Here is a 26,898-nt window from a genome sequence, read left to right on the forward strand (position 1 = left end):
GGTCAAAAAAGCCCGAAAGCCGGCAGGAAAGTGTTGCGCTACAGTCGCCGGTCGTCCGAAAACAGCTTTGGGAGAGAGTGCATGTCCCTGGATTTCCATGGCCGCGTGGCCATCGTCACCGGCGCCGGCGGCGGCCTGGGGCGGCAGCACGCGCTGGCGCTGGCGGCCCGCGGCGCCAGGGTGCTGGTGAACGACCTGGGGGCCGGCGTCGACGGTTCGGGCGGATCGGCGACGGCGGCGCAGCGCGTCGTCGACGAGATCCGCGCCGCCGGGGGCGAAGCCGCTGCCAACGGCGCTTCGGTCACCGACTTTCCCGCGGTCCAGGCGATGGTGCAGCAGGCGGTGGATACGTGGGGCCGCGTCGACGTGCTGGTGAGCAATGCAGGCATCCTGCGCGACAAGAGCTTCGCGAAGATGGACCTGGCCGACTTCCGGCTGGTGCTGGACGTCCATCTCATGGGCGCCGTGCATTGCTGCAAGGCCTTGTGGCCCGTGATGACGCAGCAGAAATATGGACGGGTCGTGTTGACCACGTCGTCCTCGGGCCTGTACGGCAATTTCGGGCAGGCCAATTACGGGGCGGCCAAGATGGCGCTGGTGGGGCTGATGCAGACGCTGGCCATCGAAGGCATGAAGCACGACATCCGGGTGAACTGCCTCGCGCCCACCGCCGCCACCCGCATGACCGAAGCGCTGTTCCCGCCCGACATGCTGGAGGCCTTCGGGCCGGAGGCCGTGGTGCCGGCGATGCTGGTGCTGGCCGGCGTCGACGCGCCCACGCGCACGACGCTGTGCGCCGGCGCGGGGACGTTCGCAGCCGCCCACGTCACCTTGACACAGGGCCTGCACCTGGGAAGCGGGCCGCAGGTGCCCGAAACCTTGCAGGCCCGCCTGGACGCGGTGCGGGACCGCTCTGGCGAGACGGTCCCGGAAAGCGGCGCCGGGCAGGGAGCCAACGAGATGCGGCTCGCCCGTGCGGGCCGCGGGCAGGGCATCGCCTAGAACGTCAGCAAGTTGGCGATCAGGCCGGTGGTCACGGCGACCAGCAGGAACTCGTTGCCCACGTGCACCCACTGGTAGCCATACGGCGGCGCATACAGGGCCGGGTACGTATTCCAGTTGGAGACGTAGTACGAGGAGTGGCGATAGTTATGCGGCAGGTAGCCGCCGCGGTAGAAGCGCGGTGCCGTGTTGGCGTAATAGCTCGGCGCATAGCCGCGGTTGTAGCCGTTGGCGTACCCGTGGTTGCTGTAGTTGTTGTACCCGTGGTGATAGACACGGTTGTTGTAGCCGTAGTTGTTGCGGTTCGGCGCGTTGTGCGCGGGCGGGTTGGCCCAGCGGCGCTGGCCGTCGCGAACATCTTCGCGGCGCTCCGCGCGGTCTTCGACGCGTTCGCGGCGGTCCTCGCGCACTTCGCGACGGTCCTCGACGCGTTCGCGGCGGTCCTCGACACGTTCGCGCGCGTCCTCGCGCCGTTCCTGGCGCGCTTCATTGCGGTCGTTGCGGTGGACCTGTGCCGAAGCCAGGGTGCTGAACCCCATCGTCGCGGCGATGGCGGTGCACAGAATGGTCGATGTTTTCATGGGTAGGGCTCCTTGGGTCGATGGGAGCATCTTGCGGCGCGCACATGTCTGCGCCACGAAGCCGGCGCCGAGTTCGTGCAAAGCTGCGTGAAGAGTTGTGCGCCGGCGGCCTGCGGGCCTACAGGAGCTTGCGCAGGTCGCCCACGAAGGCGGCGAAGGCCTGGGGTTGCTGCGCTGGGTCCATGCGCAACACCGAGGACGGATGCACCGTGACCAGCACGCGCACGCCGTCGGCCCGGTCGAACCATTGGCCGCGCTCCGACAGCACGGCCACCGCGCGGCCCAGGAGCGAACGGGCCGCCGTGGCGCCCAGCGCCACCAGCGCGCGCGGCTGCACGATGCCGATTTCGTCATCGAGCCAGCGGCGGCAGGCCAGCGCCTCCTCCTGCGAGGGCGTCTTGTGGATGCGGCGCTTGCCGCGCAGTTCGAACTTGAAGTGGCGCACCGCGTTCGTCACGTACGCGGTGTCACGCGCAACGCCCGCCTGCGACAAGGCGCGCTCGAACAGCTGGCCGGCAGGCCCCACGAACGGGCGGCCGCGCAGGTCTTCCTGGTCGCCAGGCTGCTCGCCCACGAACATCAGCGCCGGCTTCAGGGGGCCTTCCCCGCACACGGCTTGCGTGGCGCAGGCGCCGATGGGGCATTCGCGGCATTGCTGCGTGCGCGCATTCAGCGCGGCCAGCGCATCGGGATGGCCGATGGCAGGCGGCCGATCGGGAAAACGCGGGATGCGCCGCAGGGTGGCCGTGGGCGGCTGCTCGATCATCACGCCGCTGCGTTCCTGCGCCTGCGCGGCGAGGGGCGAGATCAGCTGAGCCTCCGGCAGGTTGCGCCAGTACTTGCGCGGCATCTCCTTTTGCATCATCTTCAGCTTCAGCCGCGCCGGATTGAAGATGTTCTCGTAGTAAGTCAGCCAGAGCTGCTCGCCCGCGTCGGGCGGCGGCGCCTCGCTGCGCTGGGCGCCGGCGCGCAAATGCAGTTCCTTGCGGTCCCATTCGACGCAGCGCTGCGGCGTCAGAATGGCCCAGCGCATGTTGGCGAAGCGGCGGCGGAACCACGGCGCATTCGCTTCGACGATGTAGTGGTCCGGCTCGAACCAAGCCACATGCAGGGGGTCCAGCGGATCCTGGCCGTCCTGCACCTGCCGGAAGCGCACGAAGGCGTGCATCTTGTGGATGTCGCGCTGGACCGACTTGGCCATCTCCCGTGCCTGCAGCATGTCCGCATCCAGCGGGTCGTGCCGCAGCGAGGGTTCGTGGGCCAGGCGCCAGAGCAGGCGATACAGCAGGGCAAAGCGCTGCGGCGCGCTGTGCAGCACCACGGTGTGGCACAACTCCAGGAACGCGGGTGGAACGTTGATGCCGCCATCCGGTGGCGGCTCCCCGGCAGGCGCTTGCGTGCCGCCGAACAGGTCGTCGTGGTACGGGCCGGCGGACCAGTGCACCTCGTCCGGCGGCACGCGGCGAGCCAGCAGCTTGCGCGCCTCCTGCCGGAAACCGGCGAGGTCCGTCTCGTTGGCCAGGCGCACCAGCATCAGAACAGCGCAGCCTGCAACGCAACGGGCCTGGCCGTGGCCAGCATCTTCTGCGCATCCGGGACCTGTGACGGCCGATGGCCGGCCACCACCACGAAGGGCAGCACCTTCTGCACCGGCACGCGCAGCCGCTTGAGGTCTTCGGTGCGCAGGCGGCGAACGCGCCGCGACAGCAGCAGGCGGTCGACGGCCTTGACCCCGAGTCCGGGCACACGCAGGAGCAGTTCGCGCGGCGCGCGGTCCAGGTCGACCGGAAACTGCTCCGGATGCGCGAGGGCCCACGCCAGCTTGGGATCCACCTCCAGCTGCAGCATGCCGCCACTGCGCGGCGACGCGATCTCGTCGGCGGCAAAGCCGTAGAACCGCATCAGCCAGTCGGCCTGGTACAGGCGGTGCTCGCGCACCAGCGGGGGCGCCTGCAAGGGAAGGGAAGACGAGGCGTCCGGGATCGGGCTGAACGCGGAGTAGTACACGCGCTTGAGGCGATAGGCGCCATACAGCTGCGCGCTGGTGGCCAGGATGGTGGCGTCGTCGGTGGTGTCCGCGCCGACGATCATCTGCGTGCTCTGGCCGGCCGCGGCAAAGGTCTTCGGCCTGGCCCGGGCGGGCGTGGACCGGGGCAGCGAAATCACTTCCACACGCTGGTGATCGCGTGCTTCCGCCTTGGCGTCGTCGATGTGCACCCGCAGGCGCGCCATCGAGCGCTTGATGGCGGACACGTCCTTTTCCGGCGCCAGCGTCAGCAGGCTGCCTTCGGTGGGCAGCTCGATGTTGATGGACAGGCGATCCGCATAGCGGCCGGCGCGTTCCAGCAATTCGGGCGCGGCGTCGGGGATCGTCTTCAGGTGGATGTAGCCGCGAAAGTCGTGCTCCTCGCGCAGGCGCCGCGCCACCTCCACCACCTGCTCCATCGTGTAGTCGGGGCTGCGGATGATGCCGCTGGAGAGGAACAGCCCCTCGATGCAGTTGCGCCGGTAGAAGTCCAGCGTCAGCTGCACGACCTCGTCGATGGCAAAACGCGCGCGCGGCACGTTGCTGCTGACGCGATTGACGCAGTACAGGCAGTCGTACTGGCAGTAGTTGGTCAGCAGGATCTTCAGCAGGGAGATGCAGCGGCCGTCCGGCGCGTAGCTGTGGCAGATGCCGGCTCCTTCGTTGGAGCCCAGGCCGCGGCCTTTGACCGAGTCACGCCGGACGCCGCCACTCGACGCGCAGGAGGCGTCGTACTTGGCGGCGTCGGCGAGGATGGCGAGCTTGGCGTTCAGGTCCACTGTATAAGCATACAGTGAAACCTGGAAGAACTCAGAACTGCGCGGGTAACACTTTCAAGCCCAGCCACGCCGCGCCGATGACGGCATTGACCGGCACGCTCAAGGCGCTGGGCACGTAGAACAGCACCGAGAAACCCGGCGCGTGCAGCGCCCATTCCGCGATGCTGCCCAGCCCGTAGAAGAACAGGCCGCTCCACAGCCAGCGGCGCATGTACGTGGGCAGCCAGCGCGCCATGTCGCGGTTGTGGCGCAGCGCGGCGGAACGCTCGAACACGTTGCCCTGGTTCACGTCCTTGAACAGCCAGCCGAAGAAGAAGTAGCGGTACAGCAGGGTGCCGAAAGTCATGTCCGACCTCATGCAGGCGATGGTGCAACCCTTGTAGCCCCAAGGGCCGTGCGTGTCCATGCTGATTGCGTGTAGGCGACCCGCCGTCGCAGGAAGCAAATCACGTATCCAACCCGTGTCGTGTGCACCGTTCCCGTGCGCGCGCCGTCAGTCCAGCAGCAGGCGCGCCTTCACCGTCTTGCCCTTGATGCGGCCGCCGTTCAGGCGCTCCGCCGCCTGCGCGGCCACCGAACGCTCGATGGCGACGTAGGTGGCGAATTCGTTGACGTCGATCTTGCCGACCTGCTCGCGGCTGTATCCCAGGTCCGCGGTGAGCGCACCCAGAACGTCGCCGGCCCGGATCTTTTCCTTGCGGCCGCCCTGGATATGCACGGTGGACATCGGCGGCACCAGCGGCCCCTGACCGGACGGCTTCAGCGTGTCCAGCGGGGACCACTGCGTCGCGGCGGCCTGCACGACTTCGATGCGGCCGACCGCGCCCATCTCGTCCAGGCTCGCCAGGTTCAGGGCCAGCCCCGGCTCGCCCGCGCGACCGGTGCGGCCGATGCGGTGCACGTGCACCTCGGCGTCCGGCGGAATGTCGACGCTGATCACCGCCGCCAGCGCGGCGATGTCCAGCCCGCGCGCGGCGACATCGGTGGCCACCAGCACGGAACAGCTGCGGTTGGCGAACCGCACCAGCACCTGGTCGCGATCGCGCTGCTCCAGGTCCCCGTGCAGCGCCAGCGCGCTGATGCCTTGCGCCTGCAGCAGCGCAGCCAGCGCCGTGCAGCGCGCGCGGGTGTTGCAGAAGGCGATGCTGCTGGGCGGGCGGAAGTGGTCCAGCAGCCGCAGCACCGTGGGCAGCCGCTCGCTTTCCGTCACCTGGAACCAGCGCTGCTCGATCACCGTGCTGGCATGCTGCGCCTCCACCTTCACCGTCTGCGGGTCGCGCATGAACTGGGCGGCAAGCTTGGCGATGCCTTCCGGGTAGGTCGCGGAGAACAGCAGGGTCTGCCGATCCTTGGGGCACCGGCTCGCCACTTGCACCATGTCGTCCAGGAAGCCCATGTCCAGCATGCGGTCCGCCTCGTCGAGCACCAGCGTGTTCAGCTTGTCCAGCACCAGCGTGCCGCGACCCAGGTGGTCCAGCACCCGCCCGGGCGTGCCGACGACCACGTGCGCGCCGTTCTCGAGCGACGCCAGCTGGCCGCGCAACGGAACCCCGCCCGAGAGCGTCAGCACCTTGACGTTTTCCTCGGCGCGCGCCAGCCGCCGGATCTCCATCGTCACCTGGTCGGCGAGCTCACGGGTCGGGCAGAGCACCAGGGCCTGCACGTCGAAGCGCCGGGCGTCGAGCTTCGCGAGCAGCGCCAGCGCGAAGGCGGCGGTCTTGCCGCTGCCGGTCTTGGCCTGCGCGATCACGTCGCGGCCGGACAATGCAAGGGGCAGGCTCGCGGCCTGCACGGGGGTCATCTCGACGTACTCCAGCCGCTGGAGGTTCTGGAGCATGGGCGCGGAAAGGCGAAGGCTGGCGAAGCTGCGGTCGGTGTCGGTCATCCCCCATTCTCCTCGCCTGGTGCCCGGTGCCGGCAAGGGCTGCCGGCGAAACTCCTAAAGCTGCATCCCCAGCACCAGCAGACCGACGAGCACCAGCGCCAGCCCGGCCTGCTCCATGCGCACGAGCTTCTCGCGCATCAGGCGACGCGACACCAGGTAGCTGAACACCACTTCCACCATGCCCAGCGTTCGCACGTTGGCGGCGGTCGTGAGCGCGAACGCGGTGAACCAGCCGATGGAGGCGAGTGCGCCCGTTCCGCCGGCGATGACCGAGATGCGCCAGGCCGTCACTGTCGCCCTGAGCGCAGGGCGCGCGCGCCAGGCGAGCCACCCTCCGAGCAGCAGCGTCTGGATGCTTTGCGCCAGCAGCACGCCCCACGCACCCGCGAGCCAGGGAGAGGTGTCGGGAATCTGCAAGGCCGCCCCGCGATAACCGACCGCCGAAAGCGCGAACCCGGCGCCGGAAGCCAGCCCGAACCATGCGGCCCGCCCGGTCCAGGCGCTGCCGTCCACGGGTGTCTTTTGCGGCAGGGAGAGCAGCACGACGCCGGCGGTGGCCAACGCGATCGCCAGCAGGGTCAACGGGCCGGGCAGTTCGCGCAGGAACACCGCGCCGAGCAGCGCAACCTGCAACGCGTCGGTCTTGGAATACGCCACGCCGACGACGAAATTGCGTTCCTTCATGGCCGCGAGCATGAAAGCGGTTGCGCCCAGCTGCCCCAGCGCGCCGAGCACCAGCCAGCCGAAGTACGTGGGCTGGAACCGGGGCAGCGGAGAGGCGGTGCCCGGCATCACGTGCAGCAGCACCACCCACGCGGCGGCAAAAGGGATGCCGTAGAGAAAACGCGAGAGGGTGGCGCCGAGCGTGCCAGCCTGCGCCACCAGGGACCGCTGCGCCGCATTGCGCGCGGTCTGGGCCAGGGCCGCCCAGATGACGATGGGGACCCAGAGCCAGGGCAGGTGGCTCAACGCGTGCAGCTGTCCGCGATGGCGCGCGTGAAGGCCTGGCCCTTCAGGATGGCCAATGGCCCGGTGCCGGCGGTCACCCGCAACTCGTTGCCCAGCGCCTGCAGTTCCAGCGTGTGGTTGCGCTGCGGGTCGGTCAGCACGGTGTTGCCTTCGATCCGTCCGGTGATCTGGCGCACGCGGTTCTTGCGCACCAGCCGCGCTTCGAGCAGGTTGAACTGCTGCGCCAGCTCGAGCCGGAATTCGTGCAGCAGGCCGACGCCGCACCACAGGCCGCCGACTTTCATCGGCAGGCCACTGCTGGCTTGCGCGGCGAGCGGGAGGCCCGCCGCAAAAAGGAGCGCAGCCAAGGCTGCGGAAGAGGTCCGATACGACATGGCGCGAAAGTTAACACGGGCTTCGCCCGGGGAACGCAAACCCAGCCGGAAACGTGGCTCAGCGGCGGGGTCTTATGGCTTGCTTGGCGCGGACGGCCTTGCCGAGGTAGGCCTCGTCGGACCAGGTGGCCAACCATTGCGGACGGTAGGCCACGAGCAGGCTGACGATGGCACAGGTCCACGACGCCTCGCCCATGGCGAGCAATGCGATGGCCACGCGCTGCAGGTCGCCCGTGGGACCGGCTAGGCCGTTGCTCATCAGGGCTGCCGCGAGGCCGCAGGAAGCCAGGGCCAGCATCGGCACGAAGAATGCACGGCCCACCATGTAGGCCACCGGATGGAGGCCGAACGCCTTGCGCACGCCGTAGCCCAGCACCAGCACGATCGTGGCCGGCAACACGCCGGACCAGACGGTGAGCGACATGGCCTCGCCCATCGACGCACCCGTGCTCACCATGGTGCTCAGGCCCGCCAACGTCACCACCGGGATGGCAAGCGGCCAGCCGAGCATCAGCACCGCCAGCGGCGCGGCCGACCACTGCAAGGGCAACGACAACGCGGTCAGTCCGGGCCATGACCAGAGCCAGGGCACGATCACCAGGCTGGCGAGCAGCGGGGTGACCAGCGGCACCTTGCCTTCGTACGGGCGCAACAAGCGCCAGGGGCGCACCAGGAGCACTGCCCCCCAGGCCAGCGCGAGCAGGATCGTTTCAGCGGCGAGACGCGACACGACGGGTGCTACTGGCTGGCGAGACGGATCTTGCCTTCCTCCACGTAGCGATCGAATTCATCGCGCGTGAGGGCAGCGGACATGGCGTTGCCGGGCTCGTCCTCCCATCCCAGGGTGACGCTGTCGTCGGCGAGGTCGATCGACACCGGCCCGTCCGGGATGGGCTGGAGCACGCCGTCGCCGACGCGGAAACACACTTCGCCGCGGATCATGGCTTGCTGGGACATGGGTCGATCTCCTCTGACATGAGCACGCATCAGTTTGGCGGGGCCGCTCGGGGCAGGGTTGTCAGCGGATGGCGCGTGTCCGTGCCGGACACGCGTTCCTGTGGACAATAGGTCCATGGGGAGATCGAGGGACGTGTTGGCGGTGCTGGGGGCCGCGCTGCTTTCGGGCGCGCTGCTGGCGTACGCCCTGCTGCACATGCGCGAAACCACTTTGCGCAGCGGCGAGGAGCTGACCGATTCACTGTCGCTGGTGATCGCCGAACAGACCGCGCGCACCCTGCAGTCGGCAGACCAGGCCCTGCGGCTGGCCGCGGCCCGGCTCGACGCACTGCGGCGCGCCGGAGCGCCGGATACCGCTGCCGCAGCCACCATCCTGCAGGCCGAATCGCGCGATGCGCCCTTCATCCGGGACCTGTGGGTGACGGACGCACAAGGTCGCGTGGCGATGGCATCGCGGCCGCAGCATGTCGGCCGCATCGTTGCCGGCATGCCGCCCGCCGAGGCCTGGAGCGCGGTTCCGGCGCCCGACCTGCATGTCGGCACGGTGCAGCGCGACGAGACCGGTCAATGGCAGATGCTGCTGGCGCGGGCGGTGCGCGAGGGCGGCAAGGTGCGCGAGGTGATGGTGGCCGCGATCGACCCGCGCTACTTCGAGCAGTCGTGGCGCGGCATCGACCTGGGCGCCACCGGCGCCGTGGTGCTGTACCGGCGCGATGGCCGGCTGATGGTGCGCAGCCCCGGGGACGAGCGGGTGATGGGGCAGGACTTCTCGCAACTTGCTCTGTTCCGCGAGTACCTGCCGCGGGCGCCGGAAGGCACCTTCATCCGCGAGAGCACGATCGACGGCGTGCGGCGCGTCGTGGCGTACCGCAGCTTGCCCGGTTTTCCCGACCTGCTGGTTGCGGTGGGCACGGGCTTCGATGAGCTGCTGGCGCCATGGCGCAAGTTCGCGGCGCTGGCGGCCCTGCTGTGGACTGCCGCCGTGATCGCTGCAGTCGCCCTGACGTTGCAATTGCGCCGCCACTCTCGGCGCAGCCACGAGACCCGGCAGAGTTTCTGGCAGCTTGCGCAGGCCATGCCGCAGATCGTCTTCATCGCCGACCAGGAGGGCGGGATGGAATTCGTCAACCAGCGGTGGACGGAGGTCACGGGCTATCCGAGAGAGCAGGCCATGGGCGCCGGCTGGCGCAACGCGGTGCATCCGGACGACCTGCCGATGCTGGTGGAGCAGCTGGCCGCGAGGCTGAAGGAAGGCAAGGAACTGCAGCTGGAACTGCGGCTGCGCTCCGGCAGCGGAACGTATCGCTGGCAACTGCTGCGGGTGCTGCCCGTGCCCATCGGGGAGGGCGCACCGCCGTCGTGGTTCGGCACCGCCACGGACATCGACAGGCTGAAGGAAGCGCAGGACACCCTGCGCCGGCAGGCCGAGCAACTGGGCATCGCCACCCGCCTCACGCGCATGGGCAGCTGGCGCGCGGACCTGCAGACCCAGCGCATGGCGATGTCCGAGGAAGTGTGCGCCGTGCTGGACCTCGCGCCTGACGTCCAGCCGACGCTGCAGGAAGTGTTTGCCATGCTGGATCCGCAGTCGCTGCCGGCCGCCACGGAGGCGCTGACCCGTTGCATCGAGCAGGGCGAGTCCTTCGACGTGGAGCTGGGGATGATCTCCGCCGCCGGCCGACGGGTGTGGGTGCGTTCGGTGGGCGAGCCGATTCGCGACGCGACCGGCCGCGTGGTGGCGATCCAGGGCGCGCAACAGGACATCACCCTGCGCATGCTGATGATGGAAGAGATCCGCAGGCTCAACGCAAGCCTGGAAGAACGCATCGCCGAGCGCACCGCGCAGCTCAGCGCCAACGAGGCCGCGCTGCTGCTGGCCAACAAGCAGCTGGAGGCCTTTTCGTATTCGGTGTCGCACGACCTGCAGTCGCCGCTGCAACGCGTGGGCGCCTATGCAAGGCTGCTGCAGCAGGAATTGCCCGCTGCGGCCGACAACCGCGCGCAGCACTACCTGGACCGCATCCTGGCCAATGCCGACACGATGACGCAGTTGATCGAGGGGCTGCTGGCGCTGGCGCACGTCTCCGAGGTGGAGCTGATCCGCGCTCCCGTGAACCTGAGCGAGCTGGCCGCGGAGATCCTGTTCCGCCTGCAGTCCGAGCAGCCGCACCGGCGCGTGCAGTGGCAGGTGCAACCGGGCCTGGCCGTGCAGGCGGACGCGCGGTTGGTGCGCTCCGTGCTGGAAAACCTGATCGGCAATGCATGGAAGTTCACTTCCGGCAAGGCCGAGGCGTCCATCGTCGTCGGTTCGTCGGCCGAACGCGGCGAGTATTTCGTGCGCGACACGGGCGTCGGCTTCGACATGGCCTACGTGGACCGGTTGTTCGGCACCTTCCAGCGCCTGCACGGCGAAGACGAATTCCCGGGTACGGGCATCGGCCTGGCCACGGTGGCGCGCGCCATCACGCGCCAGGGTGGGCGGGTGTGGGCGCACTCGGCGCCCGGCGAAGGCGCGACCTTCTATTTCACGCTGCCCCCGGCCTGAAGCCCGAGCGGTGACGAGCGGCCGGCCCGGGTGCATGAGCGGTCGGCGTGTGGGCTGCGCGCATCGCCGAAACGTCTTGTAGTGGTGCGCACGCGGGCGATGCTCCTAGCATCGCCGTGTTGTCACAGGAGGATGCATGGTGCGATGGATGCCGCTAAGCCTGGTTGCCGGCGTGGCGCTGATGGGGCTGGCCCATGGGTCCGCGAGCGCCTCGCCTTTCAAGTGCATGACCAGCTCCGGGGTGACCTATTCGCAGGTGCCGTGCCCTGGAGGTGGAGGCCGCGACATGAGCCCGGCCGCCCGCCGCGTGACCGACAAGTCGGTGCCGCCGCCGCAGGACCGCGCCACCCTGGCGCGCCGGGCCCCGCTGTCGGCCGATGAGAAGCGGGAGTGCCAGGCCCTCGACAAGACGATGCGCGACCAGCGGGCCCAGCTGAAGGCGCGGGGCGACGCGGTCACGATCGAGGACGAGATGCCGCTGGTGCGCAACCAGAAGCGGTATCGGGAAGTCGGCTGCTGACGGGCCGCCGCCCGGGTACGCGGCGCGCGCTCAGGGCGCCTTGTTCTTCAGCTTGCCCTTGGGCAGCACGGTGGTCATCGGCGGCATGGGCCGGTCGGACGTGCCTTCCTTGGGAAGCGAGGTGTCCTTCTTCGGCTTCTTGGCCATCTTGTTGTTGCGTTGTTCGCCTTTGGGCATGGAAAGCTCCTCTCATTGGAATAGCCGCACTTTAGCAGCGGCCTCCGCCCGCCGCCAACGGGCGTCAGCCCCGGGTGCTAAGCTGCCCTTTTTGGACTTTGCGAGACAAGAAGCCATGCCCGGATTGCTGCCCAACGTCGACCCCGACGGCCTCCTCGAATTCTCCGTGGTGTACACGGACCGCGCCCTGAACCACATGTCGCGCAGCTTCCAGGGCGTGATGAAGGACATCTCCTCCATCCTCAAGGACGTCTACAAGGCGCATGCCACGGCGCTGGTGCCCGGCAGCGGAACCTTCGGCATGGAATCGGTCGCGCGGCAGTTCGCCACCGGCAAGGACGTGCTGGTGCTGCGCAATGGCTGGTTCAGCTACCGCTGGACGCAGATCTTCGACATGGGGAACATCCCCGCGTCTTCCACGGTGCTGAAGGCCCGCAAGCAGGGCAGCGGTCCCACCGCGCCCTATGCGCCCGCGCCCATCGCCGAAGTGACCGCGACCATTCGCGAAAAGAAGCCGGCGGTGGTGTTCGCCCCGCACGTGGAAACGGCCGCCGGCATCATCCTGCCGGACGACTACATGCGCGCCGTGGCCGATGCGGTGCACGAGCACGGCGGCCTGTTCGTGCTGGATTGCATCGCGTCCGGCGCGATGTGGGTCGACATGAAGGCATGCGGCGTCGACGTGCTGATCTCCGCGCCGCAAAAGGGGTGGAGCAGCTCGCCTTGCTGCGCGATGGTCTGCCTGAGCGAGCGTGCGCGCAAGGCCATCGACGGCACCACCAGCACCAGCTTCAGCATGGACCTGAAGAAGTGGCTGCAGATCATGGAGACGTACGAGGGCGGTGCCCACATGTACCACTCCACCATGCCCACCGACGCCCTGACGCGCCTGCGCGCCACCATGAAGGAAACGCAGGCGTATGGCTTTGCCAAGGTGAAGGCGGAGCAGGAAGACCTGGGCCGCAAGGTGCGCGCCCTGTTCGAAAGCCGCGGTTTCGCCAGCGTGGCGGCCGAGGGCTACAAGGCGCCCGGCGTCGTGGTGAGCTACACCACCGACCCCGACATCCAGTCCTCCAAGAAATTCCTGGCCGAAGGCCTGCAGACCGCGGCAGGCGTGCCGCTGCAGTGCGACGAAGGCCCCGACTTCAAGACCTTCCGCCTGGGCCTGTTCGGCCTGGACAAGTGGCACCACGTGGACAGCACGGTGAAGTCCCTGGCGGATGCCCTGGATCGGATCGGCGTGGTGGCTCAGAAGAAGGCGGCTTAACCGACGTCGTCCCCGCTCCCTCCTTCGTCATCCCCGCGAAGGCGGGGACCCAGGGCTCCCGGCACCCTCTCCCCCCTCATCCCCACTCTCTCCCCCGTCATCCCCGCGAAGGCGGGGACCCAGGGCTTCCAGCACCCTGCCTTTGGCAACCGCCACCTCCCGGACCAGCACGTGGAACTGCGTGCCGGTTCCGAGGTGCGGCAGTGCGCTCTGTGGGTGCAGCAACTCCAGCATGGTGTCTTGCCCGTCGCCCATCGGGCCCATACGTCCGACGAAGCCATTGCGGCCGACCACGATGAGAACGCTGGCTGCCTCCGGCATCGGCAACGCCTGGTCCTCCAACCTCACCTTCCACTGCGGCGCGAACGCAGCGCCCGGCGCGAACTGAGTCGCGGGCGGAACCTTCCGTGGTATCCGGCGGGCGAACCACGCCACGAGGTTCCCCACCGCCGGCAGCCACAACACCAGCAGCAGCGTGCCGATGTCACGCAGCGTCGAGGGATTGGGCGCAAGCACGCGGATCACCGCGCCGGCGCTCGCCAGCGAGAGCAGGGCGATCATCGCCGCGCGGCGGCGGGCAGGGGTTGCGGTGAAGAGGGCCAACGACGGTGGTGTCAGGTGCGCAGCTTGCGACCCACGTGCCCTTCGACGGCATCCACCTTGCTGCGCAGGCGCGACTCGGTGCCGGCGCGGTAGTCCATCTTCAGGTTCAGGCTGATGCGCTTGCAGTCCACCTGCAGCGCGCGAAAGCATTCGCCGACCACGCCCATCACCTGGTCCCAGTCGCCTTCGAGGATGGTGCCCATCGCCGTGAGCTGGTAGGTCACGCCGCTGCGGTCGACGATGTCCAGGATGCGGGCCACCTGCCGGCTGACGCTTTCGCCTTCGCCCGAGGGCGCCATCGCGAATTCCAGCAAGACCATCTTGTGCTCCGTGGGGGTGGACGACAAGCTGCATCTTGCCTCAGCCCGGGTTTCGTGTCGTTCGCGGGGGTGGCGCCGCCTACGTGAGCAAGGAAGGGTGTGGGGCACATCCCACGAAACGATCACTCTCCCCCGTCATTCCCGCGAAGGCGGGAATCCAGGGCTTCCGCTTTCTGCTTGCTGGCTTCACCATTCACCAGCGAGGGCAAAAAGATGGGTCGGAGAAGAACAGGTCCGGGCGAGGATTTCGTAACCGTGATGGCGAAGTTGCCGTGGTGGGTCGCGCTTGGCGCGGGCGCCGCCACATGGCTGCTGTTCCACCGTCTTGCCATGGTGCAGCCGGACACGGCGGGCCTGGCTCGCCGCGCAGTAGTCGGCAGCCTCACGAGCATAGTCGTGCCCACGCTTAGCGGCGTGCTTCAGTACCTGGTGCCGACGCTATGCGCCGTGGCGGCATTCATTTCGTGGTGGGGCCGAAGAACACGAACAGGCCTCGTCAGCTCGGTAACTCGCTCCCCGTCGGCCGACGTGCTGAATGGAATGAGCTGGCGTGAGTTCGAGATGCTCGTCGGCGAAGGGTTTCGTATGCAAGGCTATGCGGTGGTTGACAACGGTGGCAGCGGCCCGGACGGCGGTGTGGACCTGACCGTTCGAAAAGGCGATGAGACCTACATCGTGCAATGCAAGCAGTGGAAAGCTTTCAAAGTCGATGTCGGGATCGTCCGGGAGCTATACGGAGTCATGGCGGCAAGGGGCGCAGCCGGTGGATTCGTGGTCACATCCGGCAGTTTCACGAAGGACGCGATTGAGTTTGCGCAGGGGCGCAACGTGAAATTGATGGACGGCAAGAATCTGTACGGCTTCTTGAAACAGGCCAAGACATCCACGGCCGGCAGGACTGCCACTCAAGGACCTGGGCAGCCCGAAGCACCCGTAGGCAGCCAGCCCACTGAACACTCCACTGCCTGTCCAGTGTGCAGTGCTTCCATGGTTCGGCGGGTGGCGAAGAACGGCCCCAGGGCCGGATCGCAGTTCTGGGGTTGTTCGACGTTTCCCCGTTGCCGGGGAACACGCTAGGAGGACGGATCCGATGGTTTCCCCTGAGAAAGGCCAAGGCCGGCTGGCAGTGCTCATCGACGCGGACAACGCGCAGGCGAGCGTCATCGAAGAATTGTTGGCCGAGGTGTCGCGGTACGGCTCCGCCACGATCAAGCGAGCGTACGGTGATTGGACGACGCAGAATCTGCAAGGTTGGAAGGAGGTGCTGCATCGAATGGCCGTTCAACCGGTGCAGCAGTTCCGCTATACGACGGGCAAGAATGCCACCGACTCGGCGCTGATCATCGATGCGATGGACGTTCTGCATTCCAAGGCAGTCGATGGTTTCTGCCTGGTGTCCTCCGACAGCGACTTCACCAGGCTGGCAACTCGGATTCGTGAGTCCGGCCTGGTCGTGTACGGATTCGGTGAGAAGAAGACGCCTGCGCCGTTCGTAGCTGCCTGCGATAAGTTCGTCTACACAGAGATCCTTCGGAATCAGCCGGAGGAACAAAGACCACCCGAACCGTCCGTGTTGCCGAAGCTGAAGCCCATGTTGCTAACGGCACTCGAAGCCACTGCGAGAGAGGATGGCTGGGCACTGCTTTCGGCGCTCGGCGGTCAATTGACCCGAAACCATCCTGCCTTTGATCCGCGGAACTACGAGTGCACGAAGATGGGTGAACTGATGCGGAAGCAGACGTATCTGGAAGTGAAGGAAGTACCGGTCAGCGAGGGAAGCGCACATATGCATTTGTTTGTGCGACGGCGGCCGAACGGAAATTCCAATGCACTCGCGAAGTCGGAGTCCGGCCCGAAATTGGAATTTGACCCCGATTCAGCTGACCCCAATTCAGCGGGGCAGTCGCCCGAAGCGTTCCACGTCCGTCGGGCGTGAACTGATCGCGAGTGCCACCAACACATCCCGGTCAAGGCACTACCTTCCGTATCTCCTCCATCCAAACCTTCGCCAGCTTGTTCCACCCGCCCGTGTTGGGGTGGATCTCGTTCTGCCAGTCACCGCTGCTGCCGGTGCTCTGCGGATCGGCGAGCTCCAGGTCGACGGCGCTGGTGGGCACGACGAACAGGTTGTCGCGCCCGTCCACCTTCGTCCATCCCGTGACCGCAGCCTCCACGTCGATGAAGATGCGCCGTGTCACGTCTTGCCAGAGCGACGAAGGGATGCCGTTCTTGATGTAGGCCCTGGACAGCCACGGTCCGGAGCCCGGGAAGGCGGGCGCGTTGCGCGGCACGGGTTCGTTGTAGCCGTTCAGGAAGATCGGCATCTCGGCGCGCTGGCGGCTGTCGCGCACCGTCTGATAGAGCTTGTCGAAGTTGGGATCGAGGAAGTCGATGACGAGCGTGGCCACCGCCTGCGCATCGATGCAATCATCCTCGGAGGCGGGCGGTGCACCACCGCGCAAGTCCTTCAGGATGCCTTGGCCGGGCGGCGGGTCGAGCGCCGCATCGATGAAGTCGTTGCCCGCAGCGCTGAAGAGGAGGGCGTCGAAGGAAAAGCCGAGGTCCTGCGTGTTCAGCCACTGGTGGAAGTCGTCGTTCAGGCAATCGGCGATGTGGCGCAGCGTGTGGCCGAAGCGCGAGAGGTTGATGAACAGGGCGTCGTCGCCGCGCACGCCGCCCTTGAACATCTTCGCCAGCGCGAACGGCAGTGACATGTGCGTGGGGGAACTGCGGTCCATCCACGAGTCGCCTTCGCAGAGGAAGAAGTAGTCGAAGTTCTCTGGCACCAGGGTGCCGTTCTCGATCTCCCTCATGAACTCGTGGCTGTAGATGACGCGCGACGCCATGGGAGCCTCCTTCCGCCGGGGGAGGGCAGTTTAGGCGCGCGTTGCGGCCCGGGTCCAGCGCCAATGGAAGAGCGGCGGCCGCCTGCGTTGTGATGCAGGAGCCGCCGCGATGAGTCCATCATGAATGCGCGGTCACCGCGCACCGGGCATCAGCCCATCTGGATCTGCTTCTTCAGGCTGGAGAGCTCGTCGTGCAAGCGCTGCACCGACTGCTGCGTCTGCTGGTCCACGCTGCTGCCCGCCTTGCGACAGGCTTGCAGGGCGCGGTCTCCCGCCTGCTCCATCTGCAGCACGGCCTGGCGCAGGCTGTCCTGGTTTTGACCCTGCCCTTGCTGCTGGCCCTGACCCTGACCCTGCCCTTGCTGCTGCTGGTTGTTCTGCACCTGCTGCTGGGCCTGCTTGGCCTGGTCATGCAGCGAGAGGATGGATTGGCGCAGTTCGTCGGGCACCGAGCCTTGCTGCACCTGGCGCTTGGCCTCGTCAGCGCACTCCTCGATGCGTTGAATGCTCTGCTTCAATTGATCTGCCTGCATGGTTTGCTCCTTGGTTGAGTGCGGCACGCGCCGCAACGCAAGGGATATTGGCTGTTTGTCGCAGGACAGAAGCCAGCGCACCGCCGCCCTGGAAGTCAGGGCAATTCGACTCAGCCTGGCGTCCCTCGCGCGGCGATCGGGTGGCTGCTACTTCCCGAACGAATCCTTCAACCCCGTCACCCGATTGAACACGGCGTTGCCATCGCCAGCAGAATGATCCTTCCGATCCGCCACAAAGTACCCGTGCCTCTCGAACTGAAATTTCTCATCCGCCTTCGCAGTCGCCAGTGACGGCTCCACATAAGCGGTGACCACCGTCAGCGAGGACGGATTCAGTTCCTCCAGGAAATCCTTCTCCCCCGCGCCAGGCTGCGGCACTGCGAACAGCCGGTCGTACAGCCGCACTTCCGCTTTCACGCCATCGGCCACGCCCACCCAGCTGATGTTGCCCTTCACCTTCACGGCATCCGCACCCGGCGTGCCGCTCTTGGTATCCGGCAGCACCTTGGCTTGAACTTCGACAATCGCGCCCGAGGCATCGCGAGTAGCGCCGGTGCACTCCACCACATACCCGAACTTCATCCGCACCTTGTTCCCCGGGAACAGCCGGAAGAAGCCCTTGGGCGGCGTCTCTTCATAGTCGCTGCGTTCGATCCATAACTCGCGGCCGAACTTGAACTCTCGCCGGCCTCGCGCGGGGTCATGTGGATGCACCGGCGCGGCGCAAGGCTCCAGGTGGCCGGCCCCCATCACCTCGTCCCAGTTCGTGATGACCAGCTTCACCGGGTCCAGCACCGCCATGGCGCGCGCCGCCTTCGGATCCAGGTCGTCGCGCAGCGCGATCTCCAGCGTCGAATAGTCGATCCACGAATCGGCCTTGCTCACGCCGATGCGGTCGGCGAACAACCGCAGCGACTCCGGCGTGTAGCCGCGCCGCCGCAACCCCACGATCGTCGGCATGCGCGGGTCGTCCCAGCCGGTCACGTGCCCCTGGTCGACCAGCTGCCGCAGCTTGCGCTTGCTGGTGATCACGTAGGTCAGGTTGAGCCGCGCGAATTCGTATTGATGCGGCCGCGGCAGGTTGATCAGGCCGCCTTCGCCCAGCCGGTCCAGCAGCCAGTCGTAAAAGGGCCGCTGGTCCTCGAACTCCAGCGTGCAGATGCTGTGGGTGATGTTCTCCAGCGCGTCCTCGATCGGGTGCGCGAACGTGTACATCGGGTAGATGCACCACTTGTTGCCGGTGTTGTGGTGCTCCGCATGCTTGATGCGGTAGATGGTCGGGTCCCGCATGTTGATGTTGGGGCTGGCCATGTCGATCCTGGCGCGCAAGACTGCAGATCCATCCGCCAGCTTGCCGTCACGCATCTCGCGAAAGCGCTGCAGGTTCTCGTCGATGCTGCGGCTGCGGTACGGGCTGTCCACGCCGGGACGGCCGAAGTCGCCTCGGTTCACCCGCATCTGGTCCGGCGTCTGTTCGTCGACGTAGGCCTTGCCGGCCTCGATCAGGTATTCCGCGGCGCGGTACATGAAGTCGAAGTAGTCGCTGGCCTGGTACAGGTGGCTGGTGCTGCCGGCGTCCCAGCTGTAGCCCAGCCAGCGCACCGCGTCCTTGATGCTGTCGACGTACTCCTGCTCTTCCTTCTCCGGGTTGGTGTCGTCGAAGCGCAGGTGGCAGATGCCCTGGTAGTCCTGCGCCAGCCCGAAGTTCAGGCAGATGCTCTTGGCATGGCCGACGTGCAGGTAGCCGTTGGGCTCGGGCGGAAAGCGGGTGCGGATGCGCGCGGGGTCGGGCTGGCCCTTCCGGTGCTCAGCCGCGTCGGCGGGATGCCCTGCCCAGCGGCGCGGTGCGTACGTGCCTTGCTCCAGGTCGCGTTCGATCACCTGGCGCAGGAAATTGCTCGGCTTGGTGGCCGAGTCTTTGTCGGTGGGGGAGGAAGCGGAAGCCATATCCCGACGATTCTGTCATGCCTTGTTGCAGGACCCGCTGGCGTGACGAAGTGGCGGTTTTCAGGGCCGCTCGGTAAACGCGTTACGTCCGGCAACGGTTTTGACCAAGCAGTCATAGCCGGTCTCGGGGGCCCAAACGTTAAATAACGGTCAAGGGGCCTTCGCCCTGAGCAGTACACGCGGACCCAACATCATGAAACTGACACTCTCTCGCACCCTGGCTGCCGCGGCCCTGGTGGGCCTCGCGGCCTTCGGCTCGGTCGCCCAGGCACGCACCGCCGTTTCCATCGGCTTCAGCGTGCCGATCGGTGGCTATGGCTATGGCTACGGCTACAACGGCGGTTACTACGGCGGCTACAACGCCTATGTGGCGCCTCCGGTCGCCTACGCGCCGGCACCCGTCTACTACAGCGCGCCGGCGTACTACGCACCGGCTCCGGTGTACTACGCGCCCCCGCGCGTGGTGTACCGCCCGCGCGCGTGGGTTCGCCCGGTGCCGGTGGTCGGTGTCCGGTACCGCGCCTGGTAAGTTGACATGATTGGCGCGGTGCTCGCCTCAGGACCAAGCACCATTCCTTCAGGCTCTCCAAGCATTGGCCCCACGCCCACAGGCTGGGGCCTTCTTTTGGGCCCTTTCAGCACTGCGTGGTCGCGCCGTCCCGCGTTGTAGATCCTGTCGACGCCCGCCTCAGTGGTGGTGGTCGTCCTTGCTCGAGTCGTGCTGCTCGGCAAAAGTCGGGAAGGGGCTGGGCAGGAGGGCCTTGAGCCGCAACTGGTCCCGCAGGTGCGGCCGGACGCTTTCCGATCCATGCCCGCTGTGCCCGCCGGCCGTCGCTCGCGCGACGTAACCGCGTTGCTTCTTCGGCCCGCTGCCCCGTCTCCCCGGCCCCGCTGCCGCGCGCCGGTCGTCCGGCTCGCTGGCATGAATGGGTTTTCCGTCTTTCATTGGATGTTCCTCTGAGTGTGTACAGAGTAAGTCCATTGAAACGCTTTACATGCCGGTTGTGCCCAACTGCAAACGTCGGACCACTTCTACCGAGCAGTAGTCGCCGGCGCCTGAACGGGGTCGGCGAAGCCGCAAAAAAGAACCCCCAGGTTCTGGAACCTGGGGGTAACAATGCCAGTCGCGGGACGGAGGGCCGGACCAGCTCACCCCGGAGGAGGAGGGGACTCAGAGGAGTCGGGGTGACCGGGAGACGAAACGCACATGTCTGGTTCGTGGGAAGACAGGCGCCCTTCGTGCAATTCGATGGCTTGTAGTAAACCGCGCGTTCGGCGTTCCGCTTTGTAGGACGACGCCCACGGCGCCTGCCAGACGAACTCTCTAACCCGAACAGTGGCCCGAAGCCGTCGAAGCACGCCCGCGGCCCCCGAGAGCTACATCGGTTTGAACAGGTGCGCGTAGAGGCGGCTGACCTGCAGCCGCTCCGTGCGACCGCGCAAGGACAGATGCAGCTTGCCTGCCTCGTCGCGATGCAGGCTGTCGATGGCAGTGGACCGCACCACCGTGCCGCGATGCACCTGCCAGAACAGCCGGGCATCCAGCTGGGGCAGCAGATCCTTCAACGGCGTGCGGATCAGGACCTCCCCCTCGCCGAACACCACGCGCACGTACTTGTCGGCAGCCTCGAAGTACACGACTTCCTCCACCGGCACCATGCGGATGCTGGTGCCCACGCTGGCCTGGATCACCTTCAGCGGCGGCTGCGGCGCCGCCGGCTCCGCAGCCGCTTGCAGGAGGTGGCGCAACTGGCCCAGCGTGGCGTCCAGGTCGCCCGGTCCGCGCCGGCCCAGAGCCGCCTTCAGTTTCTCCACGGTCTTTTGCAGCCGCCCTGACTGCACCGGCTTGAGCACATAGTCCACCGCCTGGGCATCGAAGGCCTGCAGCGCGTACTGGTCGAACGCCGTGACGAACACCAGCGCGGGAAACGGCGTGCCGGCGGGCCAATGGTCCGCCAGGTCCGCGGCCGCATCCAGTCCCCCCTGCCCGGGCATGCGGATGTCGAAGAACAGCACGTCGGGCCGGTGCTGCAGCGCGGCGCGGACGGCCGAGGCGCCGTCGCCCACCGTCTCCACGATGCGCAGCTGCGGCCACGCACGGGCCAGTTCCGCCTGCAGCGCTTGCGCCAGCAGCGGCTCGTCCTCGGCGATGAGGCCCGTCGCGTTCATGACACGGGCAGCGCGATGCGCGTGTGGGCGCCTTCGGGCGTGAGCGCGAAGTCCATCCGCGCCTGTGCGCCGTAGAGCGCGGCGAGGCGTTCGCGAACCTGCGTGAGGCCGAAGCCCGGGCCATCGCCGCTGGCACGTGCGTCGCCGACTCCGGTGTCCCGCACCTCGAGCACCAGGGCCGGTCCGTCGCGATGGGCTCGCACCGTGATGCGGCCACCCTGCACCTTCGGCTCCAGGCCGTGCTTGATGCTGTTTTCCACCAGCGGCTGCAACAGCAACGCGGGAACCGGCAGGCCGGCCAGTTCCGCCGGCAACTCCAGTGTGTAGGCCAGGCGCGGGCCCATGCGGATCGCCATCAGCTCCAGGTAATCGCGCAGGCGATCGAATTCGGCCTGCAGCGGATGCGTGGCGGCGCGCGACGCGTCGAGCGTGGCGCGCAGGTACGCGATCATGTGGTCCAGCATCTCCTGCGCCCGCACCGCGTCCACGCCGATCAGCGCGCGCAGGTTGGCCAGCGTGTTGAACAGCATGTGCGGTTCCAGCTGCGTTTCCAGCAGCTTCAGCCGCGCCTCCTTGGCGTGCCGCTGCACCTCGCCGACCTGCCGCTCCAGGTAGCCGCTGCGGTTGCGGCTGTAGAACCAGTAGCTGCCCGCAATGCCGGCCAGCAGCGTGATCAGCATGCCGCTGCGCAGGTCGGCGTCCGTGTGGGCCATGCCGCGCGGGCCGAACAGGCCGAAAGCCTGGCAGATGGCGTCGCCCAGCTTGTTGCCGAAGAAGTAGCCGGCCACGATGCCGGCTGCCACCAGCAACACGCCCGAAAATCCCTTCGGCCATCCGGTTTCCGCGGCCGACGGCATGGCGTGCCGGCCGATGTCCACCACCACCCAGATGATGGTGCCGACCAGGATCGAATAGACCACGCCCGGCGCGTACGAGCGCTCGGGCATGAAGGCGAACTGGATGGAGGCGACGGCCAGGCAAAACGCCAGCGTCTGCAGCAGGTGCTGCAGCTTGGCGTTCCAGTCGATCGTCATCGCCCGCTCGCGCTGTCCTGCTGCTCGCGCTGCAGGCGCTGCAGGCGCTCGCGTTCGCGCTGCAGCAGGCGCGCGCGCAGCGGGGTGCCGTTGGCCAGGATGAAGACCGAGATGCCATGCAGCACGAGGCCCGCGCCCCAGCCCAGCACCGGGGCCATCGACCACGGCCGGCGGGCGAAGCCGAAGTAGGCGAAGGCGAACATGCCCAGGTTGACCACCACGAAGATGGTGGCGTGGACGTACCAACCCAGCTTGGCGCCGGCGCGCTTGCGCGCGATGCGCTCGATGTCGTCTTCGGAAAGCAGTGCCATGGCGCGGACCATTCTAGGGGAGCAGGCGCGCCCTGAAAAAGGCCACGATCTTCTGGTCGACGGCCGCGAGTTGCGCGCGGTCGAAACCGGGCGGGTCCGCGAGCAGCTCCGCAGCCACCCGACCAAGCACGTTCGCCGGCGGCCGCGGCGACAGCAGCGCGGCATGGCCGCCCTGCGGCAGGTGCGCCAGCAGCTCGCAGCGCGGGCGGCAGGCGGCCAGCACCGGATCGCTGTGGAAGCGCGGGGTGAGCCATTTGTCCTGGCCGGCCGTCACCAGCCCCAGCGGCACGCGCGGCTGTGCCAGCGAAGCCATGTCGAAGTCGGCCGCGTACGGCACACCGGCGACCACCGCGGCGATGCGCGGGTCGTGGTGCGACTGCGCGGTGTCGTCGGCAAAGAAGATGCGCTGCACTCCCAAGGTCACCTGGATTTTCAGGCCGTCCAGCAGGTCCCCGCGCAGTTGCGTGGCCAGGCCCGCGCACCCGTTGAAGTCTTCCGCGATGTGGGCCTGGCAATGCCGGCGCATTCCGGCCGGGGACCAGCGACCGCCGGCCAGCGACAAGGCGGTGTGGCCGCCGGCGGACATGCCGTACATGCCGACGCGGTCCAGGGTCAGCAGGCGGGCCAGTTGCGGCCAGCGGGCCACCGTGTCGATCGCACGCGAAACCTCCTGCGGCCGCCGCTTCCAGCTCTCCGGGCCCGGGCGCGATGCATCGCGGGCGTTGTCCTTGTGGTGCTCGGGAAAAGCCACCGTGAAGCCCGCTTCCACGAGCGCGCGGGCCAGGTCCGAATGCACCCAGGGCCCGCCACCCGAGCCGTGCGACATGACCACCAGCCGGCCGTTGCCGGCGACGGGCGTGGCGTTCTCCGCGACCCGGACCGTGAACGGACCGCGCAGGACGGGCCGGTCCGCGGAGGCGGTGGGATAGAACACCGTGACCGGCCCATCGGCGTCGAGTCCCGGCAACTGCATCAGGCCGACGCCGGCCCGGCTGGCCAGCGGGGCCGCCGCCGCTGCCAGCGCCAGCAGGACCGTGGCGCCGTAACGAAGGGCGCCTTTCACCACGGATCCTTTTGCGCGGCAAGCTGGCGACGCTCGCGGGCGACGAGGCTGTCGAAGACACCGCCGGTGACGGCGAAGACGACGATGCCGTGCACCGCCAGGCCCACGCCCCAGCCGAAGGCGGGGAAGATGGCCCAATGGCGATCCGACAGCGCGGAAAGGGTGGCCAGCCCCAGGTTGACGGCGATGTACACGCCGGCGTGGATGTACCACCCCAGCTTGGCGCCGGCGCGGCGGCGAGCGATGCGTTCCAGGTCGGGTTGCTGCAAGGTTTGCATGGTGGTTCTCCGGGGTGTCATGTTCAAGCCGCGACGGCGGCCGGGGCGGGGGAAGGGGAGCGCAGGGCCAGGCGCCACAGGCGGGCGGCACGGCCGATGAAGATGCCGCTGAAGCTGCCGTACAGCGCAGCCAGCGTCAGAACGAAGGGGCCGTCCTGCACCAGGCGCGGCGCCATCGCCAGTTCGACACCCGCCGCGTACTTGACCAGGAAGATCGCCAGGATCAGCAGCAGCGGGACCACGCTGCCGCGCAGGGCATAGGTGCGGGTGGCGGCGTCATAACGGGCATCGACGGGCAGGAACGCGATCGGGGCGTAAGCCATCGCCGCTGCGGCGGCCCAGGCCGCCAGCAACTGCGGCAGCAGCGACGAGCCGCCGAATGCGGACAGCGTGCCGTACAGGGAGAAGCCGGTCATCGCCACCGGCATGATCGACACGCGCAGCAGGCTGGCGTTGCGGTCGCGCAGTTGGGTGCTGCCCAGCATCACCAGGCCGGCGAGCAGGCCCCACACCCACGGGGGGGTCTTGCGCAGGATGGTCCCGATGGCTTCGGGGTGCTGGGTGATGAGCTGGATCAGCATGGCAGGTCTCCGGGTTGTCGATGGAGCGGACTTTGCAGTCCGGCGCCATCCCGGGCCAGTGCCGTGCGACGAAACGCAGCCGCGCCGCCGCGAAATGCCGGCAGGCGGGAGTGAAAAGAGGGAGCGGGGGGAGGGAAAGTGGGGCCGGCGCCGCCTGCTCATCGCAGGCGGGTCCGGCCAGTGGCGCTCAGGCCCAGATGCGGCGGTACTTCTCGTTGAGCTGATGCTGGCGCATCATGATCCGCGGCACGTCGGGGTGCATCGGATTGATTTCCTTCATCGCCCATTTGTAGAAGGCCTGGGCGCAAACCACGTGGAGCAGGTTGATGACTTTCATGGGTGCAATGATTGCCGCCAACCTGTTACCAGCCTGTAGGTACCGTACGCACATGTGAACGGCGGTTTCCGACAGGCCATGTCGGACGCAGTCGATGGCTGAGCTAGGCCCGGGCGCCGGAGCAAGCCCCATAATCCGCCCTTTTGCTGGGAGCTCGCGTGGATGTCGTCTTGCTGGTGAAGGCCGCGATCATGGGCATCGTGGAGGGCCTCACGGAGTTCCTCCCCATTTCCAGCACGGGGCACCTCATCCTCGCCGGCGCGCTGCTCGGCTTCGAAGGCGAGAAGGCGAAGGTGTTCGACATCGCCATCCAGACCGGCGCCATCCTGGCGGTGATCCTGGTGTACTGGCAGAAGATCCGCAGCACGATCGCGGCGCTGCCCACCGAACGGCAGGCGCAGCGTTTTGCCCTGAACGTGCTGGTGGCCTTCATCCCCGCAGTCGTGCTGGGCCTGCTTTTCGGCAAGGCCATCCAGGAAAACCTGTTCACGCCCGCGGTGGTTGCCACCACCTTCATCCTTGGCGGCTTCATCATCCTCTGGGCCGAGCGCCGCACGCAGTCGCACGTGCGCATCCAGGAGGTGGAGGAGATGCGCTGGACCGACGCGCTCAAGCTGGGGCTGGTGCAGTGCCTCGCGCTGGTGCCGGGCACCAGCCGCAGCGGCGCCACCATCATCGGTGGCATGTTGCTCGGCCTGTCGCGCAAGGCGGCCACCGACTTCTCGTTCTACCTCGCGATCCCGACGCTGATCGGCGCCGGCGCGTACAGCCTGGTCAAGGAGCGGGGCCATCTCGGCGCCGGCGACCTGCCGATGTTCGCGGTGGGCCTGCTGTTCTCGTTCCTGAGTGCGTGGCTGTGCGTGCGCTGGCTGCTGCGCTACATCTCCACCCACAGCTTCACGCCCTTCGCCTGGTACCGCATCGCCTTCGGCATCATCGTGCTGGCGACTTCCTGGACCGGCTGGGTGCAGTGGCAGCACTGACCACGGCGCGCTTTCGCCGGTAGGGACGCCAGGCGCCTTCGGGCTGCGCCAACCGGTCGGCGACGATGCGCAGCACCTCCGGGTGCGTGGTCATGCCCAGGTGGCTGGCGTCCACCGCGATGTTCTCCGCCTGCGGGCCGCGTTGTTCCAGGCAGCCGCGCCAGCACACCATGCCGTCGCTCTTGCTGTAGATGGAAGTGGTCGGAACCGGCGGCCGCTCGCGCCAGCGTTGCTGCATCTGCGCGGTGAGCTGCGAGGTGCTGCCTCCCAGCATCGTGAAGATCGTGCCCGCATGGTTGCCGCCTTGCACCGAGCTGAAAGGCGTGGCCAGCGTGATGACCTGGCGCACGGCGTCCGGGGCGCACTTGGCCAGTTCGCGCGCATACACGCCGCCGAGGCTCCAGCCCACCAGGCTGACCTTGCGTCCGTGCAGCGCATGCAATGCACGCACGCGATCGGCCAGCGGCTGCAGCCAGTCGTCGAACAGGCCATCGGGTCCCGTGTTCACGCCGAGCTCCCAGTCGTGGACGGTGAAGCTGCATTTCTGCAGGTGGGTGCGCAAATGTGACGTGGTGAGGGCGCCGGCGCCGAGGCCGGGATAGACGACCACGGGGTGGCCGTCACCGTCCACGGTCGGCAGGTGACCGAGCCGGGACGCACAGAAGTCGAGCGCGGCGCGCAAGGGCTCGGTGACCAGCAAGGCAAACGAAGGGGCCTGGAAGGCGACCGAGGGTAAAGTCATGCAGCCACTTTGCGGACGCAGCGGTTCCAGCGATGTCCTCCCGGGGATGGCAGCCGTGTAGGAGGGATG

Annotated in this window: 32 protein-coding genes; 8 read left to right on the plus strand and 24 right to left on the minus strand. The window is 67.7% G+C overall.

The features are described 5' to 3' along the window. Positions 1-81 precede the first annotated feature (81 nt). Positions 82-1,002, plus strand: coding sequence for an SDR family NAD(P)-dependent oxidoreductase (locus tag WG902_RS14075; RefSeq protein ID WP_340060719.1), 921 nt, complete (start codon positions 82-84; stop codon positions 1,000-1,002). On the opposite strand, the gene WG902_RS14080 is transcribed toward WG902_RS14075, so the two are convergent. The 9 genes from WG902_RS14080 to WG902_RS14120 form a co-directional block, all read right to left on the minus strand. Next, positions 999-1,583 carry an RcnB family protein gene (locus WG902_RS14080; protein ID WP_340060720.1) on the minus strand — a complete coding sequence of 195 codons (585 nt, stop codon included), beginning with the start codon at positions 1,581-1,583 and terminating at the stop codon, positions 999-1,001. The genes WG902_RS14075 and WG902_RS14080 overlap by 4 nt on opposite strands. A 118-nt stretch (positions 1,584-1,701) precedes the next feature. Next, positions 1,702-3,117, minus strand: a complete 1,416-nt coding sequence (locus tag WG902_RS14085) for a UdgX family uracil-DNA binding protein (protein ID WP_340060721.1) — start codon at positions 3,115-3,117, stop codon at positions 1,702-1,704. Next, positions 3,117-4,388 (minus strand): putative DNA modification/repair radical SAM protein, encoded by a 1,272-nt coding sequence (locus WG902_RS14090; RefSeq protein ID WP_340060722.1) that lies wholly within the window; start codon positions 4,386-4,388, stop codon positions 3,117-3,119. Before WG902_RS14090 ends, WG902_RS14085 begins: the two co-directional genes overlap by 1 nt. Positions 4,389-4,419: 31 nt before the next feature. Continuing rightward, entirely contained in the window at positions 4,420-4,734 is a 315-nt protein-coding gene (locus WG902_RS14095) for a hypothetical protein (protein ID WP_340060723.1), read from the minus strand. A 147-nt stretch (positions 4,735-4,881) separates the two neighbouring features. Then, the gene (dbpA, locus tag WG902_RS14100) at positions 4,882-6,273 is read right to left on the minus strand and encodes an ATP-dependent RNA helicase DbpA (protein WP_340060724.1); all 1,392 of its coding nucleotides are present in this window, start codon (positions 6,271-6,273) and stop codon (positions 4,882-4,884) included. A 54-nt stretch (positions 6,274-6,327) separates the two neighbouring features. After that, positions 6,328-7,233, minus strand: a complete 906-nt coding sequence (locus WG902_RS14105) for an EamA/RhaT family transporter (RefSeq protein WP_340060902.1) — start codon at positions 7,231-7,233, stop codon at positions 6,328-6,330. A gap of 5 nt (positions 7,234-7,238) precedes the next feature. After that, on the minus strand, positions 7,239-7,616 hold the full coding sequence (locus WG902_RS14110) for a hypothetical protein (protein WP_340060726.1): 378 nt from the start codon (positions 7,614-7,616) through the stop codon (positions 7,239-7,241). 58 nt (positions 7,617-7,674) lie between these two features. After that, positions 7,675-8,346 (minus strand): hypothetical protein, encoded by a 672-nt coding sequence (locus WG902_RS14115; RefSeq protein ID WP_340060727.1) that lies wholly within the window; start codon positions 8,344-8,346, stop codon positions 7,675-7,677. An 8-nt stretch (positions 8,347-8,354) separates the two neighbouring features. Then, complete coding sequence (locus tag WG902_RS14120; RefSeq protein ID WP_340060729.1) at positions 8,355-8,573, minus strand: hypothetical protein; 219 nt, start codon at positions 8,571-8,573, stop codon at positions 8,355-8,357. 115 nt (positions 8,574-8,688) lie between these two features. On the opposite strand from WG902_RS14120, the gene WG902_RS14125 reads away from it, so the two are divergent. Both WG902_RS14125 and WG902_RS14130 read left to right on the plus strand, forming a co-directional pair. Beyond that, positions 8,689-11,118 carry a PAS domain-containing protein gene (locus tag WG902_RS14125; RefSeq protein WP_340060730.1) on the plus strand — a complete coding sequence of 810 codons (2,430 nt, stop codon included), beginning with the start codon at positions 8,689-8,691 and terminating at the stop codon, positions 11,116-11,118. A gap of 136 nt (positions 11,119-11,254) precedes the next feature. Next, positions 11,255-11,638, plus strand: a complete 384-nt coding sequence (locus WG902_RS14130; protein ID WP_340060732.1) for a hypothetical protein — start codon at positions 11,255-11,257, stop codon at positions 11,636-11,638. Between the two features lie 30 nt (positions 11,639-11,668). Here WG902_RS14130 and WG902_RS14135 read toward each other — a convergent pair whose 3' ends face one another. Further along, the gene (locus tag WG902_RS14135; protein ID WP_332824083.1) at positions 11,669-11,815 is read right to left on the minus strand and encodes a hypothetical protein; all 147 of its coding nucleotides are present in this window, start codon (positions 11,813-11,815) and stop codon (positions 11,669-11,671) included. A 115-nt stretch (positions 11,816-11,930) separates the two neighbouring features. Here WG902_RS14135 and WG902_RS14140 point away from each other — a divergent pair, with 115 nt between their 5' ends. Further along, positions 11,931-13,082, plus strand: coding sequence for an aminotransferase class V-fold PLP-dependent enzyme (locus tag WG902_RS14140; protein ID WP_340060734.1), 1,152 nt, complete (start codon positions 11,931-11,933; stop codon positions 13,080-13,082). 27 nt (positions 13,083-13,109) lie between these two features. Here the strand turns inward: WG902_RS14140 and WG902_RS14145 are convergent, their stop codons facing one another. Next, on the minus strand, positions 13,110-13,685 hold the full coding sequence (locus WG902_RS14145; protein WP_340060735.1) for a hypothetical protein: 576 nt from the start codon (positions 13,683-13,685) through the stop codon (positions 13,110-13,112). A gap of 11 nt (positions 13,686-13,696) precedes the next feature. Then, positions 13,697-14,032: an MTH1187 family thiamine-binding protein gene (locus WG902_RS14150; protein ID WP_340060737.1), complete on the minus strand. Its 336-nt coding sequence runs from the start codon at positions 14,030-14,032 to the stop codon at positions 13,697-13,699. Between the two features lie 186 nt (positions 14,033-14,218). Between WG902_RS14150 and WG902_RS14155 the strand changes: the two genes are divergently transcribed. Then, a complete protein-coding gene (locus tag WG902_RS14155) occupies positions 14,219-15,082 on the plus strand; it encodes a restriction endonuclease (RefSeq protein ID WP_445263694.1) in 864 nt (287 codons plus the stop codon). 13 nt (positions 15,083-15,095) lie between these two features. Continuing rightward, a complete protein-coding gene (locus WG902_RS14160) occupies positions 15,096-15,941 on the plus strand; it encodes an NYN domain-containing protein (protein ID WP_340060740.1) in 846 nt (281 codons plus the stop codon). A gap of 31 nt (positions 15,942-15,972) precedes the next feature. Here the strand turns inward: WG902_RS14160 and WG902_RS14165 are convergent, their stop codons facing one another. The 3 genes from WG902_RS14165 to WG902_RS14175 form a co-directional block, all read right to left on the minus strand. Beyond that, a complete protein-coding gene (locus WG902_RS14165; protein ID WP_340060742.1) occupies positions 15,973-16,851 on the minus strand; it encodes a hypothetical protein in 879 nt (292 codons plus the stop codon). Positions 16,852-17,000: 149 nt separating this feature from the next. Beyond that, on the minus strand, positions 17,001-17,384 hold the full coding sequence (locus WG902_RS14170) for a hypothetical protein (protein WP_340060744.1): 384 nt from the start codon (positions 17,382-17,384) through the stop codon (positions 17,001-17,003). A 147-nt stretch (positions 17,385-17,531) separates the two neighbouring features. Beyond that, the gene (locus WG902_RS14175; protein WP_340060745.1) at positions 17,532-19,331 is read right to left on the minus strand and encodes a glutamine--tRNA ligase/YqeY domain fusion protein; all 1,800 of its coding nucleotides are present in this window, start codon (positions 19,329-19,331) and stop codon (positions 17,532-17,534) included. Positions 19,332-19,524: 193 nt separating this feature from the next. Between WG902_RS14175 and WG902_RS14180 the strand changes: the two genes are divergently transcribed. Then, the gene (locus tag WG902_RS14180) at positions 19,525-19,860 is read left to right on the plus strand and encodes a hypothetical protein (RefSeq protein WP_340060747.1); all 336 of its coding nucleotides are present in this window, start codon (positions 19,525-19,527) and stop codon (positions 19,858-19,860) included. A gap of 159 nt (positions 19,861-20,019) precedes the next feature. On the opposite strand, the gene WG902_RS14185 is transcribed toward WG902_RS14180, so the two are convergent. The 8 genes from WG902_RS14185 to WG902_RS14220 all read right to left on the minus strand — a co-directional run bounded on the left by WG902_RS14185 (position 20,020) and on the right by WG902_RS14220 (position 25,104). Then, the gene (locus tag WG902_RS14185; RefSeq protein ID WP_340060749.1) at positions 20,020-20,277 is read right to left on the minus strand and encodes a hypothetical protein; all 258 of its coding nucleotides are present in this window, start codon (positions 20,275-20,277) and stop codon (positions 20,020-20,022) included. A gap of 431 nt (positions 20,278-20,708) precedes the next feature. Then, positions 20,709-21,500 (minus strand): LytR/AlgR family response regulator transcription factor, encoded by a 792-nt coding sequence (locus WG902_RS14190; protein WP_340060750.1) that lies wholly within the window; start codon positions 21,498-21,500, stop codon positions 20,709-20,711. Continuing rightward, the gene (locus tag WG902_RS14195; RefSeq protein ID WP_340060752.1) at positions 21,497-22,534 is read right to left on the minus strand and encodes a sensor histidine kinase; all 1,038 of its coding nucleotides are present in this window, start codon (positions 22,532-22,534) and stop codon (positions 21,497-21,499) included. The genes WG902_RS14190 and WG902_RS14195 overlap by 4 nt, the downstream gene beginning before the upstream one ends. Then, positions 22,531-22,845, minus strand: a complete 315-nt coding sequence (locus tag WG902_RS14200) for a 2TM domain-containing protein (protein WP_340060753.1) — start codon at positions 22,843-22,845, stop codon at positions 22,531-22,533. The genes WG902_RS14195 and WG902_RS14200 overlap by 4 nt, the downstream gene beginning before the upstream one ends. Before the next feature lie 13 nt (positions 22,846-22,858). Continuing rightward, positions 22,859-23,908 carry an alpha/beta hydrolase family protein gene (locus tag WG902_RS14205; protein WP_340060754.1) on the minus strand — a complete coding sequence of 350 codons (1,050 nt, stop codon included), beginning with the start codon at positions 23,906-23,908 and terminating at the stop codon, positions 22,859-22,861. Then, positions 23,905-24,186: a 2TM domain-containing protein gene (locus tag WG902_RS14210; RefSeq protein WP_340060756.1), complete on the minus strand. Its 282-nt coding sequence runs from the start codon at positions 24,184-24,186 to the stop codon at positions 23,905-23,907. The genes WG902_RS14205 and WG902_RS14210 overlap by 4 nt, the downstream gene beginning before the upstream one ends. Positions 24,187-24,209: 23 nt before the next feature. Continuing rightward, positions 24,210-24,767: a DUF6622 family protein gene (locus WG902_RS14215; RefSeq protein WP_340060757.1), complete on the minus strand. Its 558-nt coding sequence runs from the start codon at positions 24,765-24,767 to the stop codon at positions 24,210-24,212. A 187-nt stretch (positions 24,768-24,954) separates the two neighbouring features. After that, positions 24,955-25,104: a hypothetical protein gene (locus WG902_RS14220; RefSeq protein ID WP_340060758.1), complete on the minus strand. Its 150-nt coding sequence runs from the start codon at positions 25,102-25,104 to the stop codon at positions 24,955-24,957. 158 nt (positions 25,105-25,262) lie between these two features. Here WG902_RS14220 and WG902_RS14225 point away from each other — a divergent pair, with 158 nt between their 5' ends. After that, on the plus strand, positions 25,263-26,087 hold the full coding sequence (locus WG902_RS14225) for an undecaprenyl-diphosphate phosphatase (protein ID WP_340060759.1): 825 nt from the start codon (positions 25,263-25,265) through the stop codon (positions 26,085-26,087). Here the strand turns inward: WG902_RS14225 and WG902_RS14230 are convergent. Further along, the gene (locus WG902_RS14230; protein ID WP_340060761.1) at positions 26,038-26,829 is read right to left on the minus strand and encodes an esterase/lipase family protein; all 792 of its coding nucleotides are present in this window, start codon (positions 26,827-26,829) and stop codon (positions 26,038-26,040) included. The two genes, WG902_RS14225 and WG902_RS14230, sit on opposite strands and share 50 nt — an antisense overlap. Positions 26,830-26,898 lie beyond the last annotated feature (69 nt).

Source organism: Ramlibacter sp. PS3R-8, from assembly GCF_037572435.1.
Lineage (GTDB): Bacteria > Pseudomonadota > Gammaproteobacteria > Burkholderiales > Burkholderiaceae_C > Ramlibacter.